Source organism: Methylomonas sp. LW13 (genome assembly GCF_016865255.1).
Classification (GTDB): domain Bacteria; phylum Pseudomonadota; class Gammaproteobacteria; order Methylococcales; family Methylomonadaceae; genus Methylomonas.
Genome location: NZ_CP033381.1, coordinates 4261954 through 4286096 on the forward strand (window position 1 = coordinate 4261954; position 24143 = coordinate 4286096).

A 24143-nucleotide genomic window follows, 5' to 3' on the forward strand; every position below is an offset into this window, starting at 1 on the left:
GGATCCCGCCTATGTCACTTTTCGATTCGCTGTCCCAGCACACGGTACTGTTGCCGGATGAACTGCGGACTTTGGCCTCCGACTTTTGCACCAAGCTCGACGAAAAGCTTAGCCAAGAGCAACGCCAGATTTTCGACAACGCCGTATTTTGCGCTTCGGTACTAAAAGTCTGTGTTTGCAGCCAATTTATCAGCGAAAGCTGGCTGCGCCATCCCGATCTGATTCCGGAGCTGGTGACATCCACCGATCTATTCGCCCCGCTGCGCCGCGCCGATTACGCCGCCGCACTGCAACAAAACGGCAATGCCGACGGTGAACCTGCCCTAGCCAGGCAATTACGCATATTCCGCCGCCGGGAGATGATCAGAATCGCCTGGCGCGATCTGGCCGGCTGGTCCGATCTGGACGAAACGCTGTCGGATTTAACCGCCTTGGCCGAGGTCTGCATTCAAACCGCGCTGGATTTTTTATACCGGCAGGCTTGCGCGCGCTGGGGCACACCCACGCTGGCCGACGGCACGCCGTTTAACATCGTGGTGCTGGGGATGGGCAAACTCGGGGCCTGGGAATTGAATTATTCCTCCGACATCGACCTGATTTTTGCTTACGCCGAAGACGGCGTCCTTACCGAGAAAAAGGAAATCAGCTACGGCGAATTCTTCACCCGTATCTGCCGCTCACTGGTGAAAATGCTGGATGAAATTACCGTGGACGGTTTTGTATTCCGTACCGATGTGCGCTTGCGCCCGTTTGGCGACAGCGGCCCGTTAATCATGAATTTCGACGGCATGGAGCAATACTACCTAACCCAAGCCCGGGAATGGGAACGCTATGCGATGATCAAGGCCCGACAAGTGGCTGGCGATTTGAATACCGGCAAGCAACTGGCGGGGCTGATCAAACCGTTTGTCTATCGCCGCTATCTGGATTACGGCGCTTTCGAGGAACTGCGCTCGTTAAAATTCCAAATCGCCCAGGAGCTAAAACGCCGCGACCGCGCCGACAACGTCAAACTCGGCCCCGGCGGCATCCGCGAGGTAGAGTTCATCGGCCAAGCCTTTCAATTGATCCGCGGCGGCCAGGACGTCGCCTTGCAGCAACGTGAAATCCAAACCATCCTCAGCGTACTGGAAGAGTTGGGGTTGATGATGGTCGAGGATGTGGCCACCTTAAAATTTGCCTACCGGTTTTTACGGCGCGTGGAAAACCACATCCAGCAATACCAGGACAGACAAACCCACGACCTCCCCGCTAACCCGCTGGTACAACAAATTCTGGCGTATTCGCTGGATTTTGAGGATTGGAGCGCGTTCAAAGCCGAACTGGACCAGGTGCGCGAATCGGTGCAGGACATTTTCGAGCAGGTGTTTTCACTCAGCGAACAGGACAATAAACAGCAAAGCGCGCGCTTGATCTGGGCCAGCCCCGCCGACAACGAACTGGCGCTGGAAGCACTGGCCGACTATGGCTTTGCCGATCCGATGAACATCCAAAAAGCCCTCGTCGATTTTAAAGAATCGCACGCGATTAAACGCATGACCAGCAAGGGGGCCGGGGTGTTGGACCGGTTAATGCCACAACTGATAGAACAAGTGGCAAACAGCGAAAAAAGCGATGCGAGCTTGCTGCGCATTCTGGATTTATTCGAAGCCGTAGCCGGCCGCAACGTCTATCTAGCCTTGCTGGCCGAAAATCCGGACGCGCTGAATCAGCTGATCAAACTGGCGGCTGCCAGTCCGTGGATTTGCGAATATCTGTCGCTGTATCCGATTCTGTTCGACGAACTGCTGGATACCCGTTCGCTCTACGACCCACTGCAAAAGCAGGCCTTGCGCGAGGACTTGCAGCGCGAACTGGCGCGCGTCGATACCCAGGACAGCGAACAACTGATGATTGCGCTGCGCCAATTTAAGCATCTGAACGTGTTGCGGGTGGCCGCCGCCGACATCATGGGCGTGATACCGGTCATGATCGTCAGCGATTACCTGACCTGGACCGCCGAAGCCATTCTGGAGCAGGTGTTGCAATGCGCCTGGCAAATGCTGGTCAGCAAGCACGGCCACCCGCCCGGCACCGGCCCCGATCCGCAAAACTTTGCGATCATTGCCTTCGGCAAATTCGGCGGCATCGAACTGGGCTACGGCTCGGATCTGGATTTGGTATTTTTATATGCCTGCGCCGACGGCGACGCGCAAACCAACGGCGAAAAACCGATTAACGCCGGCCAGTTTTATTTGCGCCTGGGCCAAAAAATCCGCCACATTCTGGATACCAAAATGCTGTCCGGCATCCTCTACGAAGCGGACTTACGCTTGCGGCCCAACGGCGATTCCGGCTTGCTGGTCACGCATATCGACCATTACGAAACGTATTTAAAAAACGAAGCCTGGACCTGGGAACATCAAGCCTTGGTGCGCGGCCGTTTCGTGGCCGGCGACGAAAGTTTGAAACACAGCTACAAAGCCATCCGCGGCCGGATTTTAGCCTTACCGCGGGATCGCGAAGAACTGAAAACCCAGGTGCGGGAGATGCGTGAAAAAATGCGCGACAACCTGGCCCCCAAAGACCCGTCGATATTCGATCTAAAGCAAAGCCAGGGCGGCATCGCCGACATCGAGTTTATCGTCCAGTTCGGCGTCCTCGCAGAAACCGCGCAGCAGCCGAGTCTAGCGACTTACACGGACAACGTCCGCCTATTGGAAGGTTTACAGCAGCACGGTTTTATCTCGCCAGCCGATGCCGCCTTGCTAAAACAAGCTTATTGCGCCTACCGCGATTACGGCCATCATCAGGTATTGCAAGGCCTCAGCGCCACCGCGCACGGCGACGAATTTCAAGAACTGCGCAAGGAAGTGGAGCGGATTTGGCAGCAGTTTATGCTCTGATACTGAGCTAAAAAATATAGACGGCGAATTCCTCGCCCTAAACTCTAAGACTTGGAGAAATTTATGAAAGCTTGGTTACTGCTGTGTTTGGCAGCGTTCTCGACCGCCCTGGCCGCCAACGGCAAGCCCGGCAAGTTTGATGGGTATGTGCTGGCCTTATCCTGGTCACCCACCTATTGCGAGGAACAGCCCAAAGACCGCGAACAATGCGGCAAAAAACTGGGTTTGGTACTGCATGGCCTTTGGCCGCAATACAACGTTGGTTATCCAAGCTTTTGCACCAAGGAAGCCTACGCACCTAGTCAAGCTCAAGCGTTTCCAGAGCTTTATCCGTCCGAATTTCTGTTCGAACACGAATGGGAAAAGCACGGCACCTGCTCCGGATTAACCCAAGCCGGTTATTTTCAATTATCGCAAGCACTGAAAAGCAAAGTCGCCATCCCGGAGGCCTACCAGCGGCCGCAAAAACCTTTCCGAACCACAGCCGAAGTTTTGAAAAACGCCTTTGCCGACGTCAACCCCTGGCTGAAAGAGCAAGCCATCGCCCCATTCTGCAGCGGCGGCGGACGGTTTTTCAAGGAAATGTTCGTGTGTTTGGATAAGAGCGGCGCGACAGCTAGTTGCAGCGCCGACGTGGTGAAAAGTGCGGCGAAATCTTGCGGGCAAAAGGATTTTTTGGTGCGGAATATTAAATAGCTGCGGGGGCTTTACAGCGATTTCTTGACGCTTGCCAGCCTCGCAACCGAGGGTTAACAGACCTAAACTTGTCATCCACTCTATCTAAACGGAGACGGCCATGCGTAGCGAAATTAATATCAGCCCCAAGGGCTTGCAAGTCAGAGCGATCGCCGGCACCTACGTGGTGCTGCTGGCATTTACCTGCCCGAAAGCCTATTGCAGCGGCTTGCTCGGCTTCGGCATCCAACGCACAGACCATGAAAACGGCGAAATCACTTGGCTGCGCGGCTTAAAGCGCTTCGAGCTACCCGGCGACGACGGCTCCAGCGTTAGCAGCCGTCATCACCCGATCCAGAAATTTCATTGGGGTGACTACACTACCAAGCCTGGGCGCAGTTATACCTACACCGTCCATGCGCTGACCGGCAAACCAGGCGCGTTAAAGACTTTCGATTCGGTAGCCGTGCAAGTCAATTGCGAACAACCCGCCGCCATCGGCAGCCAAGGTCATGCGGTGCATTTCAACCGCAGTGCGGCTGCCAGCCAAGCTTTTGCATCGCGCTTTCCACATTTGCCGGCCGGCGAGATTGTCGATGAAAATGCGCGCCGCTGGCTGTCGCGCGGCCTGGAGGAGGCCTTGATCGCCTATATAGACGCGGCCAAAGCCAAACAGGGCTTACATTTATTTTTATACGAATTTGCCAAGGACGCATTTTTCGAGGCACTTAAACGCGCGAAGCAACGCAAGGTCAGGCTGGAGATTTTGTACGACGGCTTGCTGGACGCCAAAGGCGACGGCCCTTCACTCGACGCGCTGCCGCAGATCAAAAAATACGGTTTGAAAAGCGTCTGCAAAGCCCGCACCGGTGCCGGTTTGAATATCTCGCATAACAAATTTATGGTGTTGAGCAACGGCAAAGGCAAACCGCTGTCGGTGTGGACCGGCTCGACCAATTTCACCGATAGCGCGATTTACGGGCAATCCAACGTCGGCCACGTCATCAGTGATGCCACAGCCGCCAAACAATATTTCGAGTGGCATCAAACCGTCTGGAAAAACCCCAGCTTGCCCGGCGCCGACTCGCGGAAAGTCGCGATGGGTTTAACCCAACCGCCGACCACGACCGCGACGGGTTCGCATCTGGTACTAAGCCCACGCAAATCCACCGAAGCCATCAACGAATGCGCGGAATGGGTAACGGCAAGCAAACGCCTGATTTGCTTTACCGCGCCGTTTGCCATGCACGACGACCTGGAAGCGGCCCTGGCCGCAGCGCCTGCTCACGTCTTGGGCTTGTTGAACACCCGCAGCGTAGTCGGTCAAGCCTTGCACGACGCGCCCAACACCCAATTGGCGGCCAGTGCCGCTATAGATGAAAAATCCATTTTGGAGCAATGGCAAGGCCGGCTGCTGGCCGAATCCAAACATCATTCCGGTGTGCATGTGCATACCAAAATCCTGCTGGTAGATCCGCTTTCCGACAAGCCCTTGGTCGTCACCGGCTCGGCCAACTTCAGCACCAATTCCTGCCGTTACAACGACGAGAACCAGCTATTCATCATCGGCGACACAGCGGTCGCCGACGTGTATTTGGGCGAGTTCATGCGTATGTTCGATCATTACTATTTTCGCGACTATGTCAGCTGGACCGCCAAACAAAAGAAAACCGATCCCAAAGCCGGCTTTCTGGACCCTACCGACCAATGGGCTTTGCGATTTTTCGACGGCGGCGAGCGCGAGGCGGCAAGGTTGGCGTTTTTTTAGTTGAGTTAGGCAAGTCTTTAGCGAACCAATTGTTTGGATTAAGTGGCATTCAATGGGCCTCTTTATCCTGAATACAGACGGGCGGTCAATTCCAGGGATTCGGCCTTTCTGATTGTGGGATAATGGAAACGCCGCCTTTGAGGCGGCTTTTAGACCAAGAATGAAGAGGAATCGCCGGTGGCGACAGAGAAAGAGTTGTTGAAGAAGTTTTTAGACCCGCTGAAGGTATGCAAGCGGTACAAACCAAAGTTTGGACAGGGAAATAAAGAAGAAGGCGTATCCCTTCCGCAGTTTCTTGACTTGTACGGGGCCGACCCGTTCTATGCGTGGTGCGGCCTGAATTCTGAACTGATGTATGCAGCCCACAAAGCCGCAGGCGGTATGACCTCGGTGTACCGGCAAATCGGCAAGGGGTGCGAGAACCTTTTTCGTGAAATCATCATCGATGCCACGGGCTACACGGACAGGAACAGCGCCACATGGTCCTACAAGACTAAGACGAGCGCAGGGAAAGACAAAACACTCTCGCTTGATGGTCGCCTCCAATTCGATGACATTACGAACGCTGCGGTGAAGGCACGGGTGAACGAGTGGGTTGCCGAATACTGCCGAATTCTTGGTGCGAAGATCCCCGACCACGGCGCGGTGTTCGAGGTTCGTCAGGGGTACAAGAGCAAGGATAGTAAACGGCAGAACGGCGATATCGACAACATCGCCGTAGCTTGGGCACAAGGCTACATGCCCGTGTTTGCCATCTTCTCCGGTCAGATTGACGGTGATTTGGTCCTTCGCTATCAAAACAGCCGAGGTGGAGTTTTGGTCGGTCGTGCAGACGACGCATCGACCGCATCCCTGTTCGCCTTCTGCAAGGAGGTCTTGGGCTTTGATCTTGCCGACTTTTTCAAGCGCAACTCCCCCGCAATCCAGAAGGAAGTCCAAGAAGCGCTGGAAGCCTTGTTGAATGCTTGAAGTCACGCGCCATTCCGTTAAGCAACGCTCGGACCTCACGTTTAAGCATAACAAGTCGCTCGGTCGCCACGGCTGGCTCCGGCTTACTCCGGCCTACTCTGTAAAGCTGGTGAAGGAGATAATCGCCAGATTCCCCCCCAATATTGCGATTCTTGATCCGTTCTCCGGGACTGCGACCACGACACTTACGGCGGCGGAGCATGGCAACTCTGCGCTTTCATTCGACATCAATCCGTTCTTGATCTGGCTTGGCAATGTGAAGTGTCGGTCATACTCGTCTGATCACTTGGCCTTAGTGCAAGACGGTGCGCAACAGGCTATCGCTCGGGTTCCCGCCTTGATGAAGAAGGACAATTGGACCCCCCGCCTGTTCAACATCGAGCGCTGGTGGTCAGCCGATACACTCCAAGCTCTAGCGGCACTTCGGACAGGGCTTGTCGAAGTGTTCGGAGAGCCGGCGAAAGATCGAGCGACCGGGCTGGCGTGGGTGGCCTTCTGTCGGTTGGTGATAGAGACTTCTGCAGCCGCCTTCAATCACGTGTCCATGTCATTCTCGTCGGAGACGATAGACCACGAAGTCGAGCATGTGACAGACCTGTATCTAGTCATTCTCGATGCCGTGCTTGCCTCTAGCGGTACCCAGCTACGCGGCCAGGGGGCGGTTGTTGCGGTGGATGCCCGCGCTATTCCAGAAATGGGGCGGCGCTTCAACCTTGTCGTCACCTCCCCCCCTTATCCGAATCGCATCAGCTATATTAGAGAACTTCGCCCATACATGTATTGGATGAAGTTTCTTGAAGAAGCCCGAGAAGCGGGTGAGATGGATTGGAAGGCGATAGGCGGCACTTGGGGGATCGCTACAAGTCGCCTAAATGAATGGGGACCAAATGGCAAAGTGCTCCCGGAGGTTCTAACTGATGCGGTTGGACGCATCGCAAAGAGCGACGGCAAGAATGCTCAGCTCATGGCGACCTATGTGCTCAAGTACTTCTATGACATGCACCTGCATTTATCGTCGCTACCAAACGTACTGGAGCCGGGTGCAGAGCTTCATTACATTGTCGGCAATTCCAGCTTCTTCGGAAACATGGTTGATACCCCAGCGATTCTGACTGCCTCCCTGCTGATGCTTGGGTACGAAAACACTGATTCGATGGTCATACGGAAGCGGAACTGCAACAAGGCGCTTTTCGAGTATGACGTTACTGCTCGTTGGCCGGGGTAATTACATTTAGGATCAATTTGGGAGTATTCCTCCAACTCAAATTGCCTATTCAATGACAGCAAGCTGCGAGATGCCGGCCACAATCACTCGATTGTATGACCGCGACCGGCGGCAAAGGCCGTGTAATTAGCTTACAGGCTCAGCACTATACGACTGGAAAGGTCACAAACCTACCCCAGGGCCGTAGGGTGGATAAGCGAAGCGTCATCCACCTATTTGCGTTCCCATGGTGGATGGCGCTTCGCTTATCCACCCTACAATTTTTATTATTTGAATGGCCGATTTAAATTTTAAACCGACATTCAAGATAAATACACGAACTTCCGCGTTGGGTCGACTGCGACTACTTCCCTGCTTGATTGACGCTAACCAAAATCCGATACCTCATCTTTACCAAGCTTTACCTTCCCAGTATTGCCAAGCCCGATACCAAAGCATAAACTCCCTGCAGACTTGGCGGGCGGCTTGAGCTAGCGTTCCTGCATCCCGCCAAGCCATATCCTGCTATCCGCTGTCGAAGCCATCGCCACTACTGCCGGTCGGGAAACTATCCGTCATCCTCAAGTAGACATACATTATTGCCATGCAGCAATCGCTCGTTTCCTCCCCAAACCGCCGGCGTCTGCGCTGGCTTGCTCTGTTTTTATTGGCTATCGCGGTCGCAGTTGGCGGCTGGTATTTTGCCAAGCAACCCAAACACGCAAACCAGGACAAAGCCGATAGCGTGGAAGTAACGCTGGGCGATCTGGAAGAAAACGTCACCGCCCAAGGCAAGCTGGAACCCAAGGAATACGTGGATGTCGGTGCGCAGGTGACCGGCCAGTTGCAAAAAATCTACGTTAAAATCGGCGACAACGTCCAGGCCGGCCAATTGCTGGCGCAGATTGACCCACGGATCTACGCCGCTCGCGTTGCGGCCGACGAAGCCAATATCAAAAATTTGCAGGCGCAACTGGCCGGCCAGCAGGCGCAAGTGGTGTTTGCCCAACAACAATACGACCGCAACCGCGAACTGCTGAAAAGCCAGGGCGTCAGCGTCCAGGACTTTCAGAACAGCGAATTCACCTTGAAAAACGCCAAAGCTACCGCCGAATCGCTGCAAGCCCAAATCGAACAGGTGCAATCGACTTTAAACGGCGACAAAACCAATCTGGGTTTCACCAAAATCTTTGCCTCGATGGACGGCACCATGGTCGATCAGAAAGCCCGCGAAGGTCAAACCCTGAACGCCAACCAAACCACTCCCACCATCCTGCAACTGGCCAAACTGGATACGATGACAGTGCGCGCTCAAGTGGCCGAGGCCGACGTGATGCGCCTGCGTTCGGACATGCCGGTGTATTTCACCACGCTGGGTTCCGGCGAACGCCGCTGGCAAGGCGCGGTGCGGCAGATTTTGCCGACACCGGAAGTGATCAATAACGTGGTGCTTTACAACGTGCTGGTGGATGTCGATAACCGCGACCGGCAACTGATGACCGGCATGAGCACCCAGATGTTTTTTGTGCTGGGCAAGGCCGAACAAGTGCCGCTGATTCCTGTGAACGCACTGGGCCCACGCCAACGCAAGGAAGATAAAGCCAGCGGTCATGCTTACCAAATCAAAGTCCTTACCGAACAAGGCGTGCAAGACAAAATCGTCCAAATCGGCTTGAGAACCCGGCGCTTTGCACAAGTGCTGGATGGCCTGACCGTCGGCGACAAACTACAAATCAACGCCGGCATGGACGACAAGGCTAAAAACCGCAAAAACAATCAAGGCTATCCCGGCGCCGGAGTGCCCAGACTATGAGCACCCTGCCCCTGCTGCAACTTGAGCATATTCAACGCTTTTACCCCAACGGCGATGCCATCGTCCGCGCGCTGGACGATGTCTCGCTAAGCATCTGGCCCGGCGAATTTGTGGCGATCATCGGCCAGTCCGGCTCGGGCAAATCCACATTAATGAACCTGATCGGCTGTCTGGATAAAGCCGATGTCGGCAGCTACCAAGTGCTGGGGCAAAATGTCGCGGATTTAGACCCTGACCAACTGGCAGAGCTGCGCCGGGAAAGCTTTGGCTTTGTCTTCCAACGCTACAACCTGTTGAACACAGCAACCGCCACCGAAAATGTGGAAATTCCGGCCTTGTACGCCGGTCTACCTAAAGCCGAACGCCAGCAACGCGCCTTGCAATTGCTCGGCAAACTCGGTTTGGCAGAACGCAGCGGTCACAAACCCATGCAACTGTCCGGCGGCCAACAGCAACGGGTTGCTATCGCCCGCGCCTTGATGAACGATCCGCCGGTCATCCTGGCCGACGAACCTACCGGCGCGCTGGACAGCCAAAGCGGTACGGAAGTGATGGCCTTGTTGAAAGCCTTGCATCAGGAAGGCCGCACCATTTTATTGATCACCCACGACGACAAAGTCGCCGCCCACGCCCAGCGTGTCATTCATATCGCCGACGGCAAAATCGTCAGCGACGGCACCGCCAATCAAAGCGGACAGCGATTGCCCCCTCCCCAGCACCGCGGCATCGGCGCGGCTGGTTTGCTGGCCGAACTGGGCGAAGCCGCCAAAACGGCATTGCGCTCCTTACGCGCCAATTTATTTCGTACCGCCCTCACCTTGCTGGGCATTGTGATCGGCGTCGCCGCGGTCGTCACGATGCTGGCCGTCGGCCAGGGCAGCCAGGAAAAAGTGTTGGAACAGATGCGGACGATGGGCACCAATATCCTGTCTATCCGTCCCGGCCTGACCGGCTTTCGCGGTGGCGGCGACGTGGCAACGCTAACGCTGGCCGATGCCGAGGCGGTTGCTGAACTGGACAATGTCGAATCGGCCTCACCGGAACGCAACAGTCGTTTGACGGTGCGTTATGGTTCGATTGATTATTCAACCAGTGTGCAAGGCGTTGCGCCGAGTATGCCCTCGGTGCGCGACTGGCCGGTCGGCAGCGGCGACTTCTTCGACGAACGCGACCAACGCCGCTATGCACCGGTGATGGTACTGGGCGAAACCGTGCGCAAACTGCTTTTTGTGGAAGGCGAAGACCCTATCGGCCGCTTTGTGATGATAGGCAATATTCCGTTTGAAGTGATCGGCGTGATGTCGCCCAAAGGCGCCGATGCGATGGGCAGCGACCGCGACGATGGTGTGTTTGTGCCGATCAGCACCGGTTTGATTCGGCTGTTTGGGCAGAAATATCTGGGTGGCATCACCGTCAAGGTCGGCGATTTAAGCCAAATCGACGCTACCCAACAAGCCATCAGCGACTTGTTGATCGCCCGCCACCAGACCGAGGATTTTCGGATACGCAACATGGCCTCCATCATCGAATCGGCCACCGAAACCCAGAACACCTTTACCCTGATGCTGGGCATCGTCGCGGCGATTTCCCTGCTGGTGGGCGGCATTGGCGTGATGAACATCATGCTGGTCAGCGTTACCGAACGCACCCGGGAGATTGGCATCCGCATCGCCACCGGCGCCCGCCGCCGCGACATCTTATTGCAGTTCAATACCGAAGCGGCAGTGGTCTGCACCCTGGGCGGGCTGATGGGCGTGTTGCTGGGCTTTGCCGCCGGTTATGTGCTGAAGTATTTTGACATGGCGGTATTGTTCTCGCCGTTGCCGGCGATATTGGCCTTCTCCTGCGCCTTCGGCACCGGCTTGCTGTTTGGTTATTTACCTGCCCGCAAAGCCGCCCATCTGGACCCGGTCGTGGCCTTGGCGGCGGAATGAATAGGTACTATCTCAAGAAAGGCCGAAATTCGTCCTTCGACAAGCTCAGGACGAACGGTAAACAGTTGAAGCCGTTCGTGGTGAGCTTGTCGAACCATGAGCGGAATCAAATTGTTCCAAATTTCCTAACCGTCGCCGCGTTAGCTGGTCTATTGACGTTGACGACCGGCTGCAATTTATTGACCGAATACCAGCGCCCCGTCGTGGAAACGCCTACGCAATGGCGGGAGGCCGAACAAGCCAACAGCGCCAACATCAATCCGCAATGGTGGCAGGCGTTTGCCAGCGAACAGTTAAACCGGTTGATGGCCGACGCACTGGCCTATAACAACGATTTGAACGCCGCCCGCCAGCGGATCGAACAAGCCCGCGCCCAGGCACGCATCGCCGGTGCCGGGCTATGGCCGGCCGCCAGCGTAAACGGCGATTTTACCGACACCCGCAACAACGCCAGCGACACGCAAAAAACCAGCGGCCAGCTGGACATTGCTTACGAAGTGGATTTGTGGGGCGCCAACCGGGCCCGGCGCGATGCCGGCAGCGCGCGCTTGCTCAGCCAGGTGTTTGCCCGCGATGCCTTGCAATTGGTAGTGATGGCCGATGTCGGCCAGGCCTACTTCAATTTGCTGGCTATCCAGGAGCGCCGGCAAATCGCCAGCGACTTTTTGGACACGGTCAGTGCGATTTTGACCATCATCGAAGCCCGGCAGCGGGCCGGTGCCGCTTACGAACTGGAAGTGGCGCAGCAGCGCACCGCCCAAGCCAACGCCCGCGCCAATCTGGATTTACTGACTCAACAGCAAACCCTGGCGGAAAACACGCTGGCCATTTTGCTGGGCCATCCGCCGCAACATCTGGTGCTGGAACCGGCCCAATTCGCCGCACTGAGCGTGCCGGCAATCGCCGCCGAGCAGCCGGCCACGCTGTTGCAACGTCGGCCCGACATCGGCCAGTTGGAAATGGAATTGATCGCCGCCAATGCCGACATCGCCGTGGCCCGCGCGGCGTTTTATCCCAAACTGCAGCTCAGCCTGAGCAGCGTATTATCCAACCCGCAACCGGCCGGCGTGGCGGCCAGTCTGGCGGCCGGCTTGACCCAGCCTTTGTTTCAGGGCGGCCGCCTGGAAGGCGCCCTGGGCAACGCCCTGGCAACGAATGCCGAATTGGTGGAAAACTACCGAAAAACCGTATTGACCGCCTTCAAGGAAGTCGAAGACGCGGCCACCACCTACGCCAACTCCAGCCGCCGCCTGCAAGCCCTGCAACACGCCGCCGCCCAAGCCAAACTGGCCTACGACATCTCGCAAAACCGCTACCGGCTCGGCGCGGTCGATTACCAAGCCCTGCTGAACGCGCAAAGCAGCTACCTGACCACCGAAAACAGCCGGGTGCAGGCCAGATTGGATGTGTTGGTCTCCCAGGTGCAGATGTATAAGGCGCTGGGTGGCGGTTGGGCGTTGAATGAGCAGAATACGGATTTGTCGGCTGTGGGGCCAGGGCCTTAGCGGCAGATGGATTGGGGAAGATGTTACAGCCTTGCTTAATATCGGAAAGGCAACTATTCTCCTGATCAAGAACAAGAAATTGAAAACGGCTTTTCTTGGGTACTTGGGTTGTGCAGATTCTTGGATAGCACCGGTGTCGTACTTGTTTTCACGGCATGTCCTTTTTCTCGAAGTTAATTACTTAATAAACAATAACTTGTCTAAATTGCAATCGAGTTATACGACATAATGTATTGGATTATTAGACAGACAATGTCTTATATACTACGTTAGGCATCACCGGAACATCTATCGCTCGCTCTGTACTTCGGATTGAGGACGGCGCGGACAATCAGCTGAGAGTTGAGAGCCAAGGTTCACACCTAAACAGGAGGAGATGAAAAATGGGACATCTTGGGATGCTTGCGCTCGGCGTATTTATCGGCAGTCTCATCTGCATTGCGGTACGCAAAACGACAAACTGGTCAGACGCAGCGAAAGTAGTTGTTGCACTCATAGGAGCAGCACTGTCCGGAACCGTCTTTACCTTCATCGAGAAAATTCTCGGCACTTCGCTAGGCGCGGCGATGTTTATGTACCCAGTTGGCCTAGCTTGGAGTCTAGTCTGGCTTTACGCCGACCAATCAATTGAACACATTAAGTCCACGGACTCCAACCAGAGAACCGCCGGTTGGCTGCATATCGCTGGAATCATTTTGGGGACCATCTTTGTTCTGTTACTTCTGCTTTCGGAGAGCTTCCGCGCACTACTCCCAAAGTGATGCCTAACCCCTCAATCAAGCCGAGCCCCAACAGCCGTGCACTTGGCCGTCGCGGCCGTGCGGTGCATCATCAGCTCGTAGGGCGCATTAGCGATAGCGTAATGCGCCGCATGCTTGAAGGCCAACATATGCCGCAATACGGCTGCGCCTATTGACGCCCTACAATTGGACTTGTAACACGAAAACCGTAAGGCACCATAGCCAAAGGGCATTGTGCCGTATTTTAAAGTTACTCAAAGTCATATAAATCTCCGTCAATTCCTGCCCAATCTAACGGATAGACGCCCTTTTCAACCCATCGGTGAAAAGTCGAGTATGGCCAGTGTTTTACTTGTGTTACCCAGCCATGTTTCACCGGGTTGTAATGTATATAATCCAAGTGGGCTTGAAAATCAGCTTCATCCCGTATCAGGTGCTCCCAATAACGCCGTTGCCATATTCCGCGTTCTCCGCGTCTAACTCTCACGTTCGATCTGCTTTCGGTTTTGGGTATTGCCTTGGAAAATCCAATTTTTATCAGCCGTATTCGCGTAGCGTAGTCGATGTCGTTTTCCGGTAACTCGATTAAACAATGCATGTGTTCGGGTAATACCACCCAACCGTGAATTTTGAACGGGTGATGTGTTTTTACCGTTTTGATCGCATCTTTTAACGGTTGAATATGTCGAATCAACAGATCGTTACCATTCCTTTGTAACAAATTGATGGTAAAAAAATAGGTACCGCCAGGGTGCCAAATTCTTCGGTAATCCATTTTTTTATTTTCAATAGCAAGTTGATTCAATGCGGCGCAATGCCCGTTGGTTATTGCGCCCTACGTTGGACGCCCCAACACTTGCAGCCAGGCCGCATGCGCCTGAATAGTTGCCAACGCCGCTTGCAGCAAACCGGCACCCGGCTCGGTGCGATGCCAGGTGGAGGCGCCGGAGGGGTGCGGCAGTGGGATGACGTCGGTGTCGTGGCCGTGAAAATTCAAGTGGTGCAAACCGCCGATGACATCGCTGAGTTTATCGACCGGTAGCATTTGTTGAATTGCCAGCTTGCCGACCGGGATGATTAACTTGGGCTGCAACAGCTCGACTTCCGCTTGCAGCCAGGACGCGCATTGCTGGATTTCCTGCGGATTGGGTACGCGGTCGCCGCCTTTGGGATTTTTACCGGGAAAGCAGCGGCAGACCGCCGCCATATAGACCCGCTCCCGAAAACTGGCTTCGTCCAGGCCGATCTGGGCAAACCATTTGAACATCGTCTTACCCGCCGTCCAGGCAAACGGCCTGCCCAACACCCCTTCTTTATCGCCGGGTGCCTGACCGATTAGCAACACCGGCGACAGCACCGGCTTGCCGCTGACCACCGGGCGGATCATGGCCGGGCAGCGAGTACAGGCCAGCAGCGCTTGACGGTGTTGTAGCAAATGCTGTTGGTCGCTCATGATTGTCGGAATAAAAAAATTAAAAACATCCCTCACCCTAACCCTCTCCTTTATGCCCTGCGGGTACGGAGGGAGAGGGGACTTTTCGATCATTTCGCTCAAAGCGCCAGCTCGATGCCGACCGGGCAATGATCTGAGCCGAATACGTCCGGCAGAATGAACGCATCGCTGATTTGCCCGAGCAGCGCCTGGCTGGTCAGCACGTAATCGATCCGCCAACCGATGTTCTTTTCACGGGCATTGGCGCGGTAGCTCCACCAGCTGTAAGCCACGGTATCCGGATGCAGGTGCCGAAAACTGTCGATCAAACCGGCCTCCACAAAATTGCTGAAACCATCGATCTCGACTTGGGTATAGCCGGCCGATTTGTTGTAATTGGCTTTGGGGCGGGCAATATCGATGGCTTGATGGGCGACGTTGAAATCGCCGCAGGCAATCAGCGGTTTTTGGCTTTGCAGCTTTTGCATGTAGGCTAAAAACTCTTTATCCCAAGTCTGCCGATAATCCAGTCTCGCCAAACCGTCGCCAGAGTTAGGCACGTAGACATTCAACAAATAAAATTTCTCGAATTCGGCGACGATGATCCGGCCTTCCTGGTCGTGTTCAGCGATGCCCATATCGTGCATCACTTGCAGCGGCTCCTGCCTACTTAATATCGCCACGCCGGAATAACCCTTGCGTTCCGCGGAGTTGGAGTACAGGTGATAGCCGTGTATATTTTCCAAAGCCTTGCTGACTTGCTCGTCTTGAGCCTTGGTTTCTTGCAGCAACACGCAGTCGGCATCGAGTTGGCTGAGCGTATCGGCAAAACCTTTATCTTGCACGGCGCGAATGCCGTTGACGTTCCAGGAGATGATTTTCATGTGGGGTTCCATTGGGATAGACCGAATTGACTGGGTATTTTACCGGCTTGCGCGCCGCAACGGGGACGCGATATGAACAATTGGCGCCAGCGTAAACCCTGGCCGGCTGCTGACAATGTGCCGACAGAACATAGATTAACCGCCACGTTAAGGTGGCCGCACCTGATGGCGCTGGGCGTGGGGGCGATTGTCGGCACTGGCATCTTAACCTTGATCGGGGTTGGCGCGGCCAAGGCCGGGCCGGGGGTGATATTGGCGTTTGTGATTGCCGGAGCGATTTGCGCCTGCGCGGCCTTGGCTTATGCGGAAATGGCCACGCTGATGCCGGCCGCCGGCGGCGCTTACACCTATGCCTATATCGTGATCGGCGAATGGGCCGCCTGGTTTGTGGGCTGGAGTTTGATTTTGGAATATTCGCTGGTGGTCAGTGCGGTGGCGGTGGGTTGGTCCGGTTATGCAGCGCCGCTGTTGCACGAAGGCTTGGGCGTACCGATGCAATGGATGCAAGGCCCGGAACTGGGTGGCTTGATTAACCTGCCGGCGATTTTCATCATCCTGGTAGTCACCGGCCTATTGCTGATCGGCACTAAAGAGAGCGCCAGCGTCAATGCCTTGTTAGTGGTGGTCAAGCTGACCGCATTGCTGGTATTTATCGCGGTGGTGTTGCCGCTGTTCCAAGCCGAACATTTCCAACCTTTTATGCCGTTTGGTTTCATTAAAACCTTCGGCGCGGACGGCGTCGAGCGTGGCGTAATGGCTGCGGCGGCGATCATCTTTTTTGCCTTCTACGGCTTCGATGCGATTGCCACCGCGGCTGAGGAAACCCGTAACCCCGACCGCGATTTGGCGCTAGGCATCGTCGGCTCGATGCTAATCTGCGTGGCCATTTACGTCGTGGTGGCAGTGGCGGCACTGGGCGCTTTGGATTATCGGCGCTTCGCCGACAGCCCCGAGCCCCTGGCGCTGATTTTGCGCGAGTTGGGCAAACCTAACGCGGCGCGCTGGCTGGCGGCATCGGCCGTCATCGCCCTGCCGACGGTAGTGCTGGCGTTTTTTTACGGACAGAGCCGGATTTTCTTTGCGATGGCCCGCGACGGCTTGCTGCCGCGCGGCTTGGCCAAGGTGTCGCCACGCGGTACGCCGGTTCGCACCAGTGTGTTTACCGCCGTGATCGTCAGTATCATCGCCGGCGTGTTTCCGCTGGCGGACATCGCTGCGCTGGCCAATGCCGGCACGCTGCTGGCATTCTGTGTCGTGGCGGTTTGCATGTTGTTGCTCAGGCATCAACAGCCGGAAATGCCGCGGAAATTCTCGGCACCGTTTGTCTGGATCACCGGACCGGTGGCGATACTGGGCTGCCTGTATCTGTTTATCAGCCTGCCGAGCACTACGCAGCTGTATTTTCTGATCTGGAACCTGATCGGCTTTGCGGTTTATGGCCTGTACCGTTTGCGGCAGCCCGCGCCCCACGGCTGACGGGCCGGATTTGGCTGCATTACATTTTCAGCTTACCGAGTTGCGCCTCAAATTCTTCCAACGACATCGCCCCGCTCTTACCCACCCGCTGATGGCCAGCGTCGAAGAAATAGGTTCTGGGTAATTCGCCATACCAGGCCGGGTCGATCTCGTAACGCAGTTTTTCCGGATTATCGGAGGCGAAAGCCCAATTCTCCAGCCCGCCGAGTTTATGGCTGTCGATGATACGTTTGATCTCCGGCAAGGCTTCCGCGTCGTCGGTGGCTAGCATGACGATTTTCAAAGCCGGATGTTTCTCGTGCAGCTTACCCAGTATGTCCATGTCCTTCAGGCAGGATGGGCAATCCACCGACCAGATTGCCAGCATTAGCGGCTTGTTGGCATTTACCGCCAAAATCTGTTGGTAGCTGCCGGGAGTGAAGGGTTTTATTTCGGGCTGTTCCGCCAAAACCACGCTACAGCCAATGAGATTTAAAGCTAGACCAACCAGAATGGTTCTTGTGTTCATAGTATCCTTATTAAATTAGCTGCCAGGGCCGAATTTGCCATCAAAAAGAGGAACACCTTAGCGCCAGTCCAGACGACATTCAAGCCCAAACGGAAGAGATGACAATAAAGTTGCTGTGGTCCATGTTCAACTCAGGCGATGTAGTCATTTAACATAGTTTATTACTTTGCTTTTACCTACCGGCTGCTTTAACGAATGGTTTAATCTTTTTAAGCCACGCAATCTTGTGCAAACCAATACGCCTATCAAATTATTGAACTATCCGACATTTTTTTAAAAATCTCGCTTGTTTAAAAGTTTATGTCTCAGACATAGCACCTTGGAATAGCAAGGCGTATCGCCCAAAAAAACCTAAAAAATCAGTTAAATAACACAGTTTATTAAAAATAAAACACGACTATTAATTATTTATCAATAAAATCAAAGACATTTAATCTTGGCCCCAATCTTGCCGGAGATTCGGAATATTTTTTATCCGGAAAACCTGTTAGCTATCAGCATGATCCAGCTCGGAAAATCGCTCAAATTGAGTAGATCAAAAGGCTAAAACAAACTTCGCAATAATCCAGAAATAATAATTACAACCGAGATCAAACGTGAAAAATCAATCCGAAACACTTGATAAATCAGCGTCTTATAGATTGCCGATGCGTTCTTTATTGTCTACTGCTGTTCTGCTGGCTATTACCAGCAATGTCGCCATCGCTGAAACACAGAAGAAAAGTACTGGCGACGCCACGAAACATACGGCAAAAAATGCAGAAGCTTCCAAGCCAACAGATCAGCCCACTGCTAACAATAGTCAAACAGCATCAAAACAAGTGCCCTCGGAAACGCCGGCTGTGGGCGGCAGCAACAAAGACGAAGTGATGGAAGAAATGGTGATCACCGGTGAAGTGGCGAAAGACTCGCATTTCACCTCGCCATCAACCCGCCTATCACGCGCCGAAATTGAACGGCAAAATGCCCAAACCACGGAAGAAGCCGTCAAGTATCAACCGAGCTTGCAGATACGCCAGCGTTATATCGGCGACCCGAACGGCGTGTTAGGCATCCGCGGGGCCGATATGTTCTCGACGGCCAGAAACATGGTGTATGCCGATGGCTTACCGCTGCACAATCAATTGCAGGCTTCTTTTAACGGTGCGCCGCGCTGGTCGATGGTGGGCCCAAACGAAATCGACGCGGTTGACGTAGTTTACGGTCCTTTCTCCGCGGAATACAGCGGCAACTCCATCGGCGGGGTAGTGAACCTTAAAACCCACATGCCAATGAAAGAAGAGTACTACGCGGAAACCAGCTACTTTGTGCAGCCTTGGGAGAATATTGGCGCGGATGGCGGCACCTTTGACGGCAACCGGCAATATTTTTCGTACGGCAATCGTTTGGATAAGTGGTCTGCGCTGCTTTCCTACAACCGCTTGGAAGCGGAAAGCCAGCCTATGAGTTACTTCATCGATAATACAGGTTTGCGCAATCCTACCGGCGTAACGACCGCAGTCAATGGCGCGGTGCCGATTCTGGACACCCGCGGCACGCCCAGTTATATCTACGGCGACACTGGCCCCGAATTAATCAATACCGATCTGGTTAAACTCAAAGTGGGATACGACATCACGCCGGATTTGCAGGCCATCTTTACCGGCGCGTTCGAGGAACGTACCCGCAAATCCGAAAAACCGCGCAATTATCTGACCTCTGCAAACGGCAATGCCTATTACGGCGATAACAATACCAATTCTCGCGATGCCGTTTACGCGGGAAGAGCATTCAACGTTTTGAACAGCGGCTTCGGGCCGTCCGATGACGAACGACAAACCATGCAAATCGGCATGCAGGTAAAAGGGGCGATTACCGACACCTGGGATATAGACACCACGTTCAGCTACTTGGATGTAATCAAAGACGAGCGCAGAACCGCTTTTTTTAATCCTGACGATCCGCGCAACCAAAACACCGGCCAACTGCAAGTGTTTGACGATTTCAATTGGAAAAACTACGACTTGAAACTGAGCACCCGAGAGTTTTTAGGCTGGAAACCCTTGGAGTTTTTAGGCGGTTACCACTTCGACAACTACAACATGAACTTCAAACAGTTCTCCTATAACAGCTATTCGGCCGATCAGATAGGCTCAGAAACCATAGGACGGCGTAACCAAGGTGAAGTCACTACCAATGCGATGTTCGGTCAGTTCGCCTATCACTTTGCGCCCGATTGGGATTTGACCTTGGGCGCACGTTACGAATGGTGGCTGGCGTCCAGTGGCGTGGGCTCTAACCGTGCATTGTCAGATCGTAGCGACGATGCCATCTCCCCGAAAGCATCGTTGGGATTTGAGCCGTCCAATTGGAAATTCCGTTATTCGTTTGGTCGCGCCTACCGCTTCCCGGTCATCGCAGAGCTGTATCAAAACCTCCAGTCGCCGACGAGCATAACCACGGCAAACGAGAATTTAAAGGCCGAGGACGGCTGGCATCATAACTTTATGATCGAATACGGACTGGACAACGGTTACGTGCGGGTCAATGTGTTCCGCGACGACATCCGCAACACTATCCAGCAAGTTAGGCGCGCCACCGGCATCTTGACTGAAAATGCCTTCCAAAACATTCCCGCTACCAGCACTACCGGCGTGGAACTGGTGTATGACCAAGCTCGCGTCCTCGACTCTGACCTTGATCTGAATTTCAACGCCACCTGGATGAACGCTATTGTGGAAGACGGCGGGCCGGACATTAACTTTCAAGAAGCGAACGGATCACTTACCCGCTTTAACCTGACCGGCAAAGAACGTATCCGTTTGCCGGAATGGCGTTTTAATGCGCTGGCGACCTATCATGTGAACGAAGCGCTGGATGTCTCGATGGCGGGCCGGTATACCAGCGACTCTTACAACGATATTGATAACAAAGACCACGTCAACAATGTGTTCGGCTCGCAGGACGGTTTTTTCTTCCTGGACTTTAAAACCAGCTACCGCTTTAAGTACGATTTGCTGGGTAAACCTGCAAAAAGCCGCATCTCATTCGGTATCAACAACCTGACGGACAAAACGGCTTATGTGTTCCATCCTTATCCGCAAAGAACGTTCTTCCTTGAGGGCGCAATAAGTTTCTAAGTTCTAAGAATTTTTTAACCCGGCCTCTACACATCGTTGCTCCCGCAAAAGCGGGAGCGCAGCAGCTGCACGAAACTCCTGAGCCGTCTAACGGCTTCCACCTTCCAGGAAATTTAAGAGCCGGGTTAATAATCACCCAATCTGCAAGGCCATGGCGCTAGCACCAAGCCAAGCAAAATCCGCCCCAACCTCTTTACAACCCATTTGATTTTGCGGATCCTATCCCCACAGTATCCGACCTAGAAAACACCCCATGACATCAAACCATCGCGTGCCCGCTACCAGTCGCGCCCGCCGCCGCTTTTTAAAACTGGCGGCTACCGGCTTGGCCACCGCCAGCATGCCGGCGTCTGCACTGTTTCGCTTAACTAATCCCTGTCTCGATCCGGCTGGGACGCCTGCTTCGGCCTTGGAAACCGCCGCTTGGCAAGGCATCGATCCGGCAGACTGGTGGGATTGTCACACGCACATCATCGGCTCCGGCGACGGCGGTAGCGGCATTACGCAAACGCCGGATATGCATGCCCCGCTCAAGCACCCGGTGCAAACCCTGCAACATTGGGCTTACGCCAACGCGGCTTGCATCCCTGACACCAACCAAGACACCGCCTTTGTCAAACGCTTACAAGCCTTGCTGGACAACATGCCCAAGGGCGCTAAGGCCATGTTGTATGCGTTTGACCGTGCGCATGGGGCCAGCGGCGACCCGGATCATGCGAATACCGCATTTTTTGTCCCCAACGAGTACGCTCAGCGTTTGGCGCAAGGCTATCCGCAGCGCTTCGAATGGGTAGCCAGCATTCATCCCTATCGCCCCGATTGCGCATCTGTACTGGAACAGGCCGCCGCCAACGGTGCCCGCGCCGTGAAATGGCTGCCGCCGGCAATGGGCATAGACCCGGCTTCGCCGCAATGCGACCGGTTTTATAAAGCGGCTGCAAAATTGAACATCCCGATCATCACCCACGGTGGCGAAGAGAACGCCTTACACGGTGCCGACCAGCCTTTGTTCGGCAATCCGCTACGTTTGCGGCGGGCGCTCGATGCCGGCGTTCGGGTGGTGATTGCCCATTGCGCGACATTGGGCCAGGATGTGGATGAAGACGGCCGGGAAGTGCGAAGTTTTGATTTGTTTGCCAAGTTGATGGCAGATAAACAGTGGCAGGACCGGCTATACGGTGACATTTCGGCGATTGTGTTACGCAACCGCGATATGGGCGTAATCAAAACCCTGCTGACGGAAACCAGCTGGCATAGCCGCTTGCTGTACGGCTCGGATTACCCGTTGACCGGCATTTTGCCGTTGATCTCGCCGTCGGCTTTCGCCGAAGCCGGCCTGCTGGCGGACGATGCCGTCGAACCGTTGCTGGCTCTGCAGGAATACCACCCGTTTCGCTTCGATTTTGTGTTGAAACGCAGTTTGTCGTGGCAAGGTAAGCGTTTTGCCGACGGTGTATTTGCGACTCGGCCGTTTTTTACGGGCCAACAACGTTAGAGTTAAAAGACTACCGCTACGCCAAAGCGCATGCTAGCATTGATAGCACCACCCCTTGGAGTTAGCTATGCCCAGCCTTGTTGTTAGAAATCTTGATGAATCGCTGGTTAAGGCTTTGAAAGCCAGAGCTGCCGCCCACCATCGTTCCACAGAAGCAGAACATCGCGCCATCCTGGCGGAGGTTTTGACCGGGCCGCAACGGAAATCTTTTACGGAAGTGCTGGCCGCCATGCCCAATGTCGGTTCGGATACTGACTTTCTGCGTGTGGATACCGAGAGCGATTTGGCTGATGTATTTGATTGACACGAATGTGATTAGCGAAATCCGCAAAGGCAGCAAGACAAATCCGGGCGTTAACCAGTTCTTTGCCGGCGTCGCCCAAAATGATCACAAGCTGTATATTTCTGTCGTCACCGTCGGTGAATTGCGGCGCGGCGTGGATCTGATTTATCACCGCGGCGATTTTAGCCAAGGCAAGTTACTCGAGAACTGGCTAAACCAGCTTATGCAGGAATATCGCCATCATGTCTTGCCTATCGACAACGAGATTGCGCTGGTTTGGGGGAAAATGCGCGTACCAAATCCTCAACACCCCTTGGATAAATTGATCGCTGCTACGGCGTTAATTTACGATCTTACCGTTGTCACGCGGAATGTTGGTGACTTTGCCGGCACAGGAATTCGGGTCCTCAATCCATTCGCGGATTAAGCCATGGCCCGCAGCAAATTTCCATAAAACAAAGCTTTGCCGGTTTGGCTCTGCATCCACAGTTGTTTGATTTCGAGTTGGCGTTTAGCAAAACAAGGGGCGGCGGCGCGGGCTAAATCCTGCAAGTCCACTTTGGGAGAATAGGTGTTCAGGACTAAAAACGCCCCCGGATTCATCAAGCCGCGCGCCGTTTCGATCAAGTCGGCCAGCTGATTTTCCAGTTTCCATTTTTCGCCCTTGGCGCCCAAACCCCAGGCCGGCGGGTCCATGATGATACCGTCGTAATGATTGCCGCGCTTGAGTTCGCGCTTGGCAAATTTCAAGGCATCTTCCAGTACCCATTGGATGTCGGTCAACCCGCTACGCACCATGTTATCGTGGGTCCAATCCAACATTTGCTTGACTGAATCCACATGCACCACTTGCGCGCCATTCGCCCTGGCCACCAGCGAGGCCGCGCCGGTGTAGGCGAACAAGTTTAGTATTTTGTCGCCCGGTTTGACCCGCTCGGCGATGAACCGCCAGTTGGCTTGTTGTTCCGGAAACAAGCCCAGGTGTTTGAATTTGGTCAGCTTCAAACCGAACTGCAATTGTTGATAAGCGATTTGCCAGTGTTCGCTAGCCTGCGGCTTCAATTTTTTCCAGGTGCCTTGCGTGGATGACAGCTCTACAAACTCCCAATCCGCCCTGGCCTGCCAATCCGCCCACGACCAACCCGGCTGGAAATGTGCTTGAATCTCCGGGCGTATCGTCGCCACGTCACCCCAGCGTTCCAGTTTCTTACCGTCACCGGCATCCAGCAATTCATAATCCGCCCAGCCAACGGCGTATTCGCGCTGCGTATTTCCAGGAACGGCAACACTATTGCTGGCTTTGTGTTCAGGTGACTTGCGGCGAATTTGATTGTTGGGCATATTGCTGGCGGCGCACAGAATGGTTAATCGGCGGATTTTATGCCCGAATGCGGAAACAGACCACCACAAACGGCGAATATTCAATGATCGGCGGGAAGTAAGCCAAACTACA

Annotated in this window: 19 protein-coding genes; 14 read left to right on the plus strand and 5 right to left on the minus strand. The window is 54.5% G+C overall.

Annotated elements, in window-relative coordinates:
* Positions 1-11: 11 nt before the first annotated feature.
* The 9 genes from glnE to JL719_RS19240 all read left to right on the plus strand — a co-directional run bounded on the left by glnE (position 12) and on the right by JL719_RS19240 (position 13514).
* Positions 12-2885 carry a bifunctional [glutamate--ammonia ligase]-adenylyl-L-tyrosine phosphorylase/[glutamate--ammonia-ligase] adenylyltransferase gene (gene glnE, locus JL719_RS19200; protein WP_033158380.1) on the plus strand — a complete coding sequence of 958 codons (2874 nt, stop codon included), beginning with the start codon at positions 12-14 and terminating at the stop codon, positions 2883-2885.
* A 63-nt stretch (positions 2886-2948) separates the two neighbouring features.
* The gene (locus tag JL719_RS19205) at positions 2949-3581 is read left to right on the plus strand and encodes a ribonuclease T2 family protein (protein ID WP_051670306.1); all 633 of its coding nucleotides are present in this window, start codon (positions 2949-2951) and stop codon (positions 3579-3581) included.
* A gap of 100 nt (positions 3582-3681) precedes the next feature.
* Complete coding sequence (locus JL719_RS19210; RefSeq protein WP_033158378.1) at positions 3682-5328, plus strand: phospholipase D-like domain-containing protein; 1647 nt, start codon at positions 3682-3684, stop codon at positions 5326-5328.
* A gap of 177 nt (positions 5329-5505) precedes the next feature.
* The gene (locus JL719_RS19215) at positions 5506-6297 is read left to right on the plus strand and encodes a hypothetical protein (protein ID WP_033158377.1); all 792 of its coding nucleotides are present in this window, start codon (positions 5506-5508) and stop codon (positions 6295-6297) included.
* Positions 6290-7522: a DNA adenine methylase gene (locus JL719_RS19220; protein ID WP_033158376.1), complete on the plus strand. Its 1233-nt coding sequence runs from the start codon at positions 6290-6292 to the stop codon at positions 7520-7522. The genes JL719_RS19215 and JL719_RS19220 overlap by 8 nt, the downstream gene beginning before the upstream one ends.
* 583 nt (positions 7523-8105) lie before the next feature.
* Positions 8106-9314, plus strand: a complete 1209-nt coding sequence (locus JL719_RS19225) for an efflux RND transporter periplasmic adaptor subunit (protein ID WP_033158375.1) — start codon at positions 8106-8108, stop codon at positions 9312-9314.
* Positions 9311-11248, plus strand: a complete 1938-nt coding sequence (locus JL719_RS19230; RefSeq protein WP_033158374.1) for a MacB family efflux pump subunit — start codon at positions 9311-9313, stop codon at positions 11246-11248. Before JL719_RS19225 ends, JL719_RS19230 begins: the two co-directional genes overlap by 4 nt.
* Complete coding sequence (locus tag JL719_RS19235; protein ID WP_084153395.1) at positions 11245-12753, plus strand: efflux transporter outer membrane subunit; 1509 nt, start codon at positions 11245-11247, stop codon at positions 12751-12753. The genes JL719_RS19230 and JL719_RS19235 overlap by 4 nt, the downstream gene beginning before the upstream one ends.
* Before the next feature lie 383 nt (positions 12754-13136).
* Entirely contained in the window at positions 13137-13514 is a 378-nt protein-coding gene (locus JL719_RS19240; protein WP_033158373.1) for a hypothetical protein, read from the plus strand.
* Positions 13515-13743: 229 nt separating this feature from the next.
* On the opposite strand, the gene JL719_RS19245 is transcribed toward JL719_RS19240, so the two are convergent.
* The 3 genes from JL719_RS19245 to JL719_RS19255 all read right to left on the minus strand — a co-directional run bounded on the left by JL719_RS19245 (position 13744) and on the right by JL719_RS19255 (position 15809).
* On the minus strand, positions 13744-14268 hold the full coding sequence (locus tag JL719_RS19245) for an REP-associated tyrosine transposase (RefSeq protein WP_033158471.1): 525 nt from the start codon (positions 14266-14268) through the stop codon (positions 13744-13746).
* A gap of 60 nt (positions 14269-14328) precedes the next feature.
* Positions 14329-14946 (minus strand): uracil-DNA glycosylase family protein, encoded by a 618-nt coding sequence (locus JL719_RS19250; protein WP_174843461.1) that lies wholly within the window; start codon positions 14944-14946, stop codon positions 14329-14331.
* A 98-nt stretch (positions 14947-15044) separates the two neighbouring features.
* Positions 15045-15809 carry an exodeoxyribonuclease III gene (locus JL719_RS19255; protein ID WP_033158372.1) on the minus strand — a complete coding sequence of 255 codons (765 nt, stop codon included), beginning with the start codon at positions 15807-15809 and terminating at the stop codon, positions 15045-15047.
* A 72-nt stretch (positions 15810-15881) separates the two neighbouring features.
* Here JL719_RS19255 and JL719_RS19260 point away from each other — a divergent pair, with 72 nt between their 5' ends.
* The gene (locus tag JL719_RS19260; RefSeq protein WP_033158371.1) at positions 15882-17285 is read left to right on the plus strand and encodes an amino acid permease; all 1404 of its coding nucleotides are present in this window, start codon (positions 15882-15884) and stop codon (positions 17283-17285) included.
* A gap of 19 nt (positions 17286-17304) precedes the next feature.
* Here the strand turns inward: JL719_RS19260 and JL719_RS19265 are convergent, their stop codons facing one another.
* On the minus strand, positions 17305-17793 hold the full coding sequence (locus JL719_RS19265) for a TlpA family protein disulfide reductase (protein WP_033158370.1): 489 nt from the start codon (positions 17791-17793) through the stop codon (positions 17305-17307).
* Between the two features lie 596 nt (positions 17794-18389).
* Between JL719_RS19265 and JL719_RS19270 the strand changes: the two genes are divergently transcribed.
* From JL719_RS19270 to JL719_RS19285, 4 genes are all read left to right on the plus strand, one after another.
* Positions 18390-20912, plus strand: coding sequence for a TonB-dependent receptor (locus tag JL719_RS19270; RefSeq protein ID WP_225892909.1), 2523 nt, complete (start codon positions 18390-18392; stop codon positions 20910-20912).
* Between the two features lie 253 nt (positions 20913-21165).
* A complete protein-coding gene (locus tag JL719_RS19275; protein WP_051670304.1) occupies positions 21166-22407 on the plus strand; it encodes an amidohydrolase family protein in 1242 nt (413 codons plus the stop codon).
* A gap of 67 nt (positions 22408-22474) precedes the next feature.
* Positions 22475-22711, plus strand: a complete 237-nt coding sequence (locus tag JL719_RS19280; RefSeq protein ID WP_033158369.1) for a FitA-like ribbon-helix-helix domain-containing protein — start codon at positions 22475-22477, stop codon at positions 22709-22711.
* Positions 22698-23117: a type II toxin-antitoxin system VapC family toxin gene (locus JL719_RS19285; protein WP_033158368.1), complete on the plus strand. Its 420-nt coding sequence runs from the start codon at positions 22698-22700 to the stop codon at positions 23115-23117. Before JL719_RS19280 ends, JL719_RS19285 begins: the two co-directional genes overlap by 14 nt.
* On the opposite strand, the gene JL719_RS19290 is transcribed toward JL719_RS19285, so the two are convergent.
* A complete protein-coding gene (locus JL719_RS19290; protein WP_225892910.1) occupies positions 23114-24115 on the minus strand; it encodes a class I SAM-dependent methyltransferase in 1002 nt (333 codons plus the stop codon). The genes JL719_RS19285 and JL719_RS19290 overlap by 4 nt on opposite strands.
* Positions 24116-24143 lie beyond the last annotated feature (28 nt).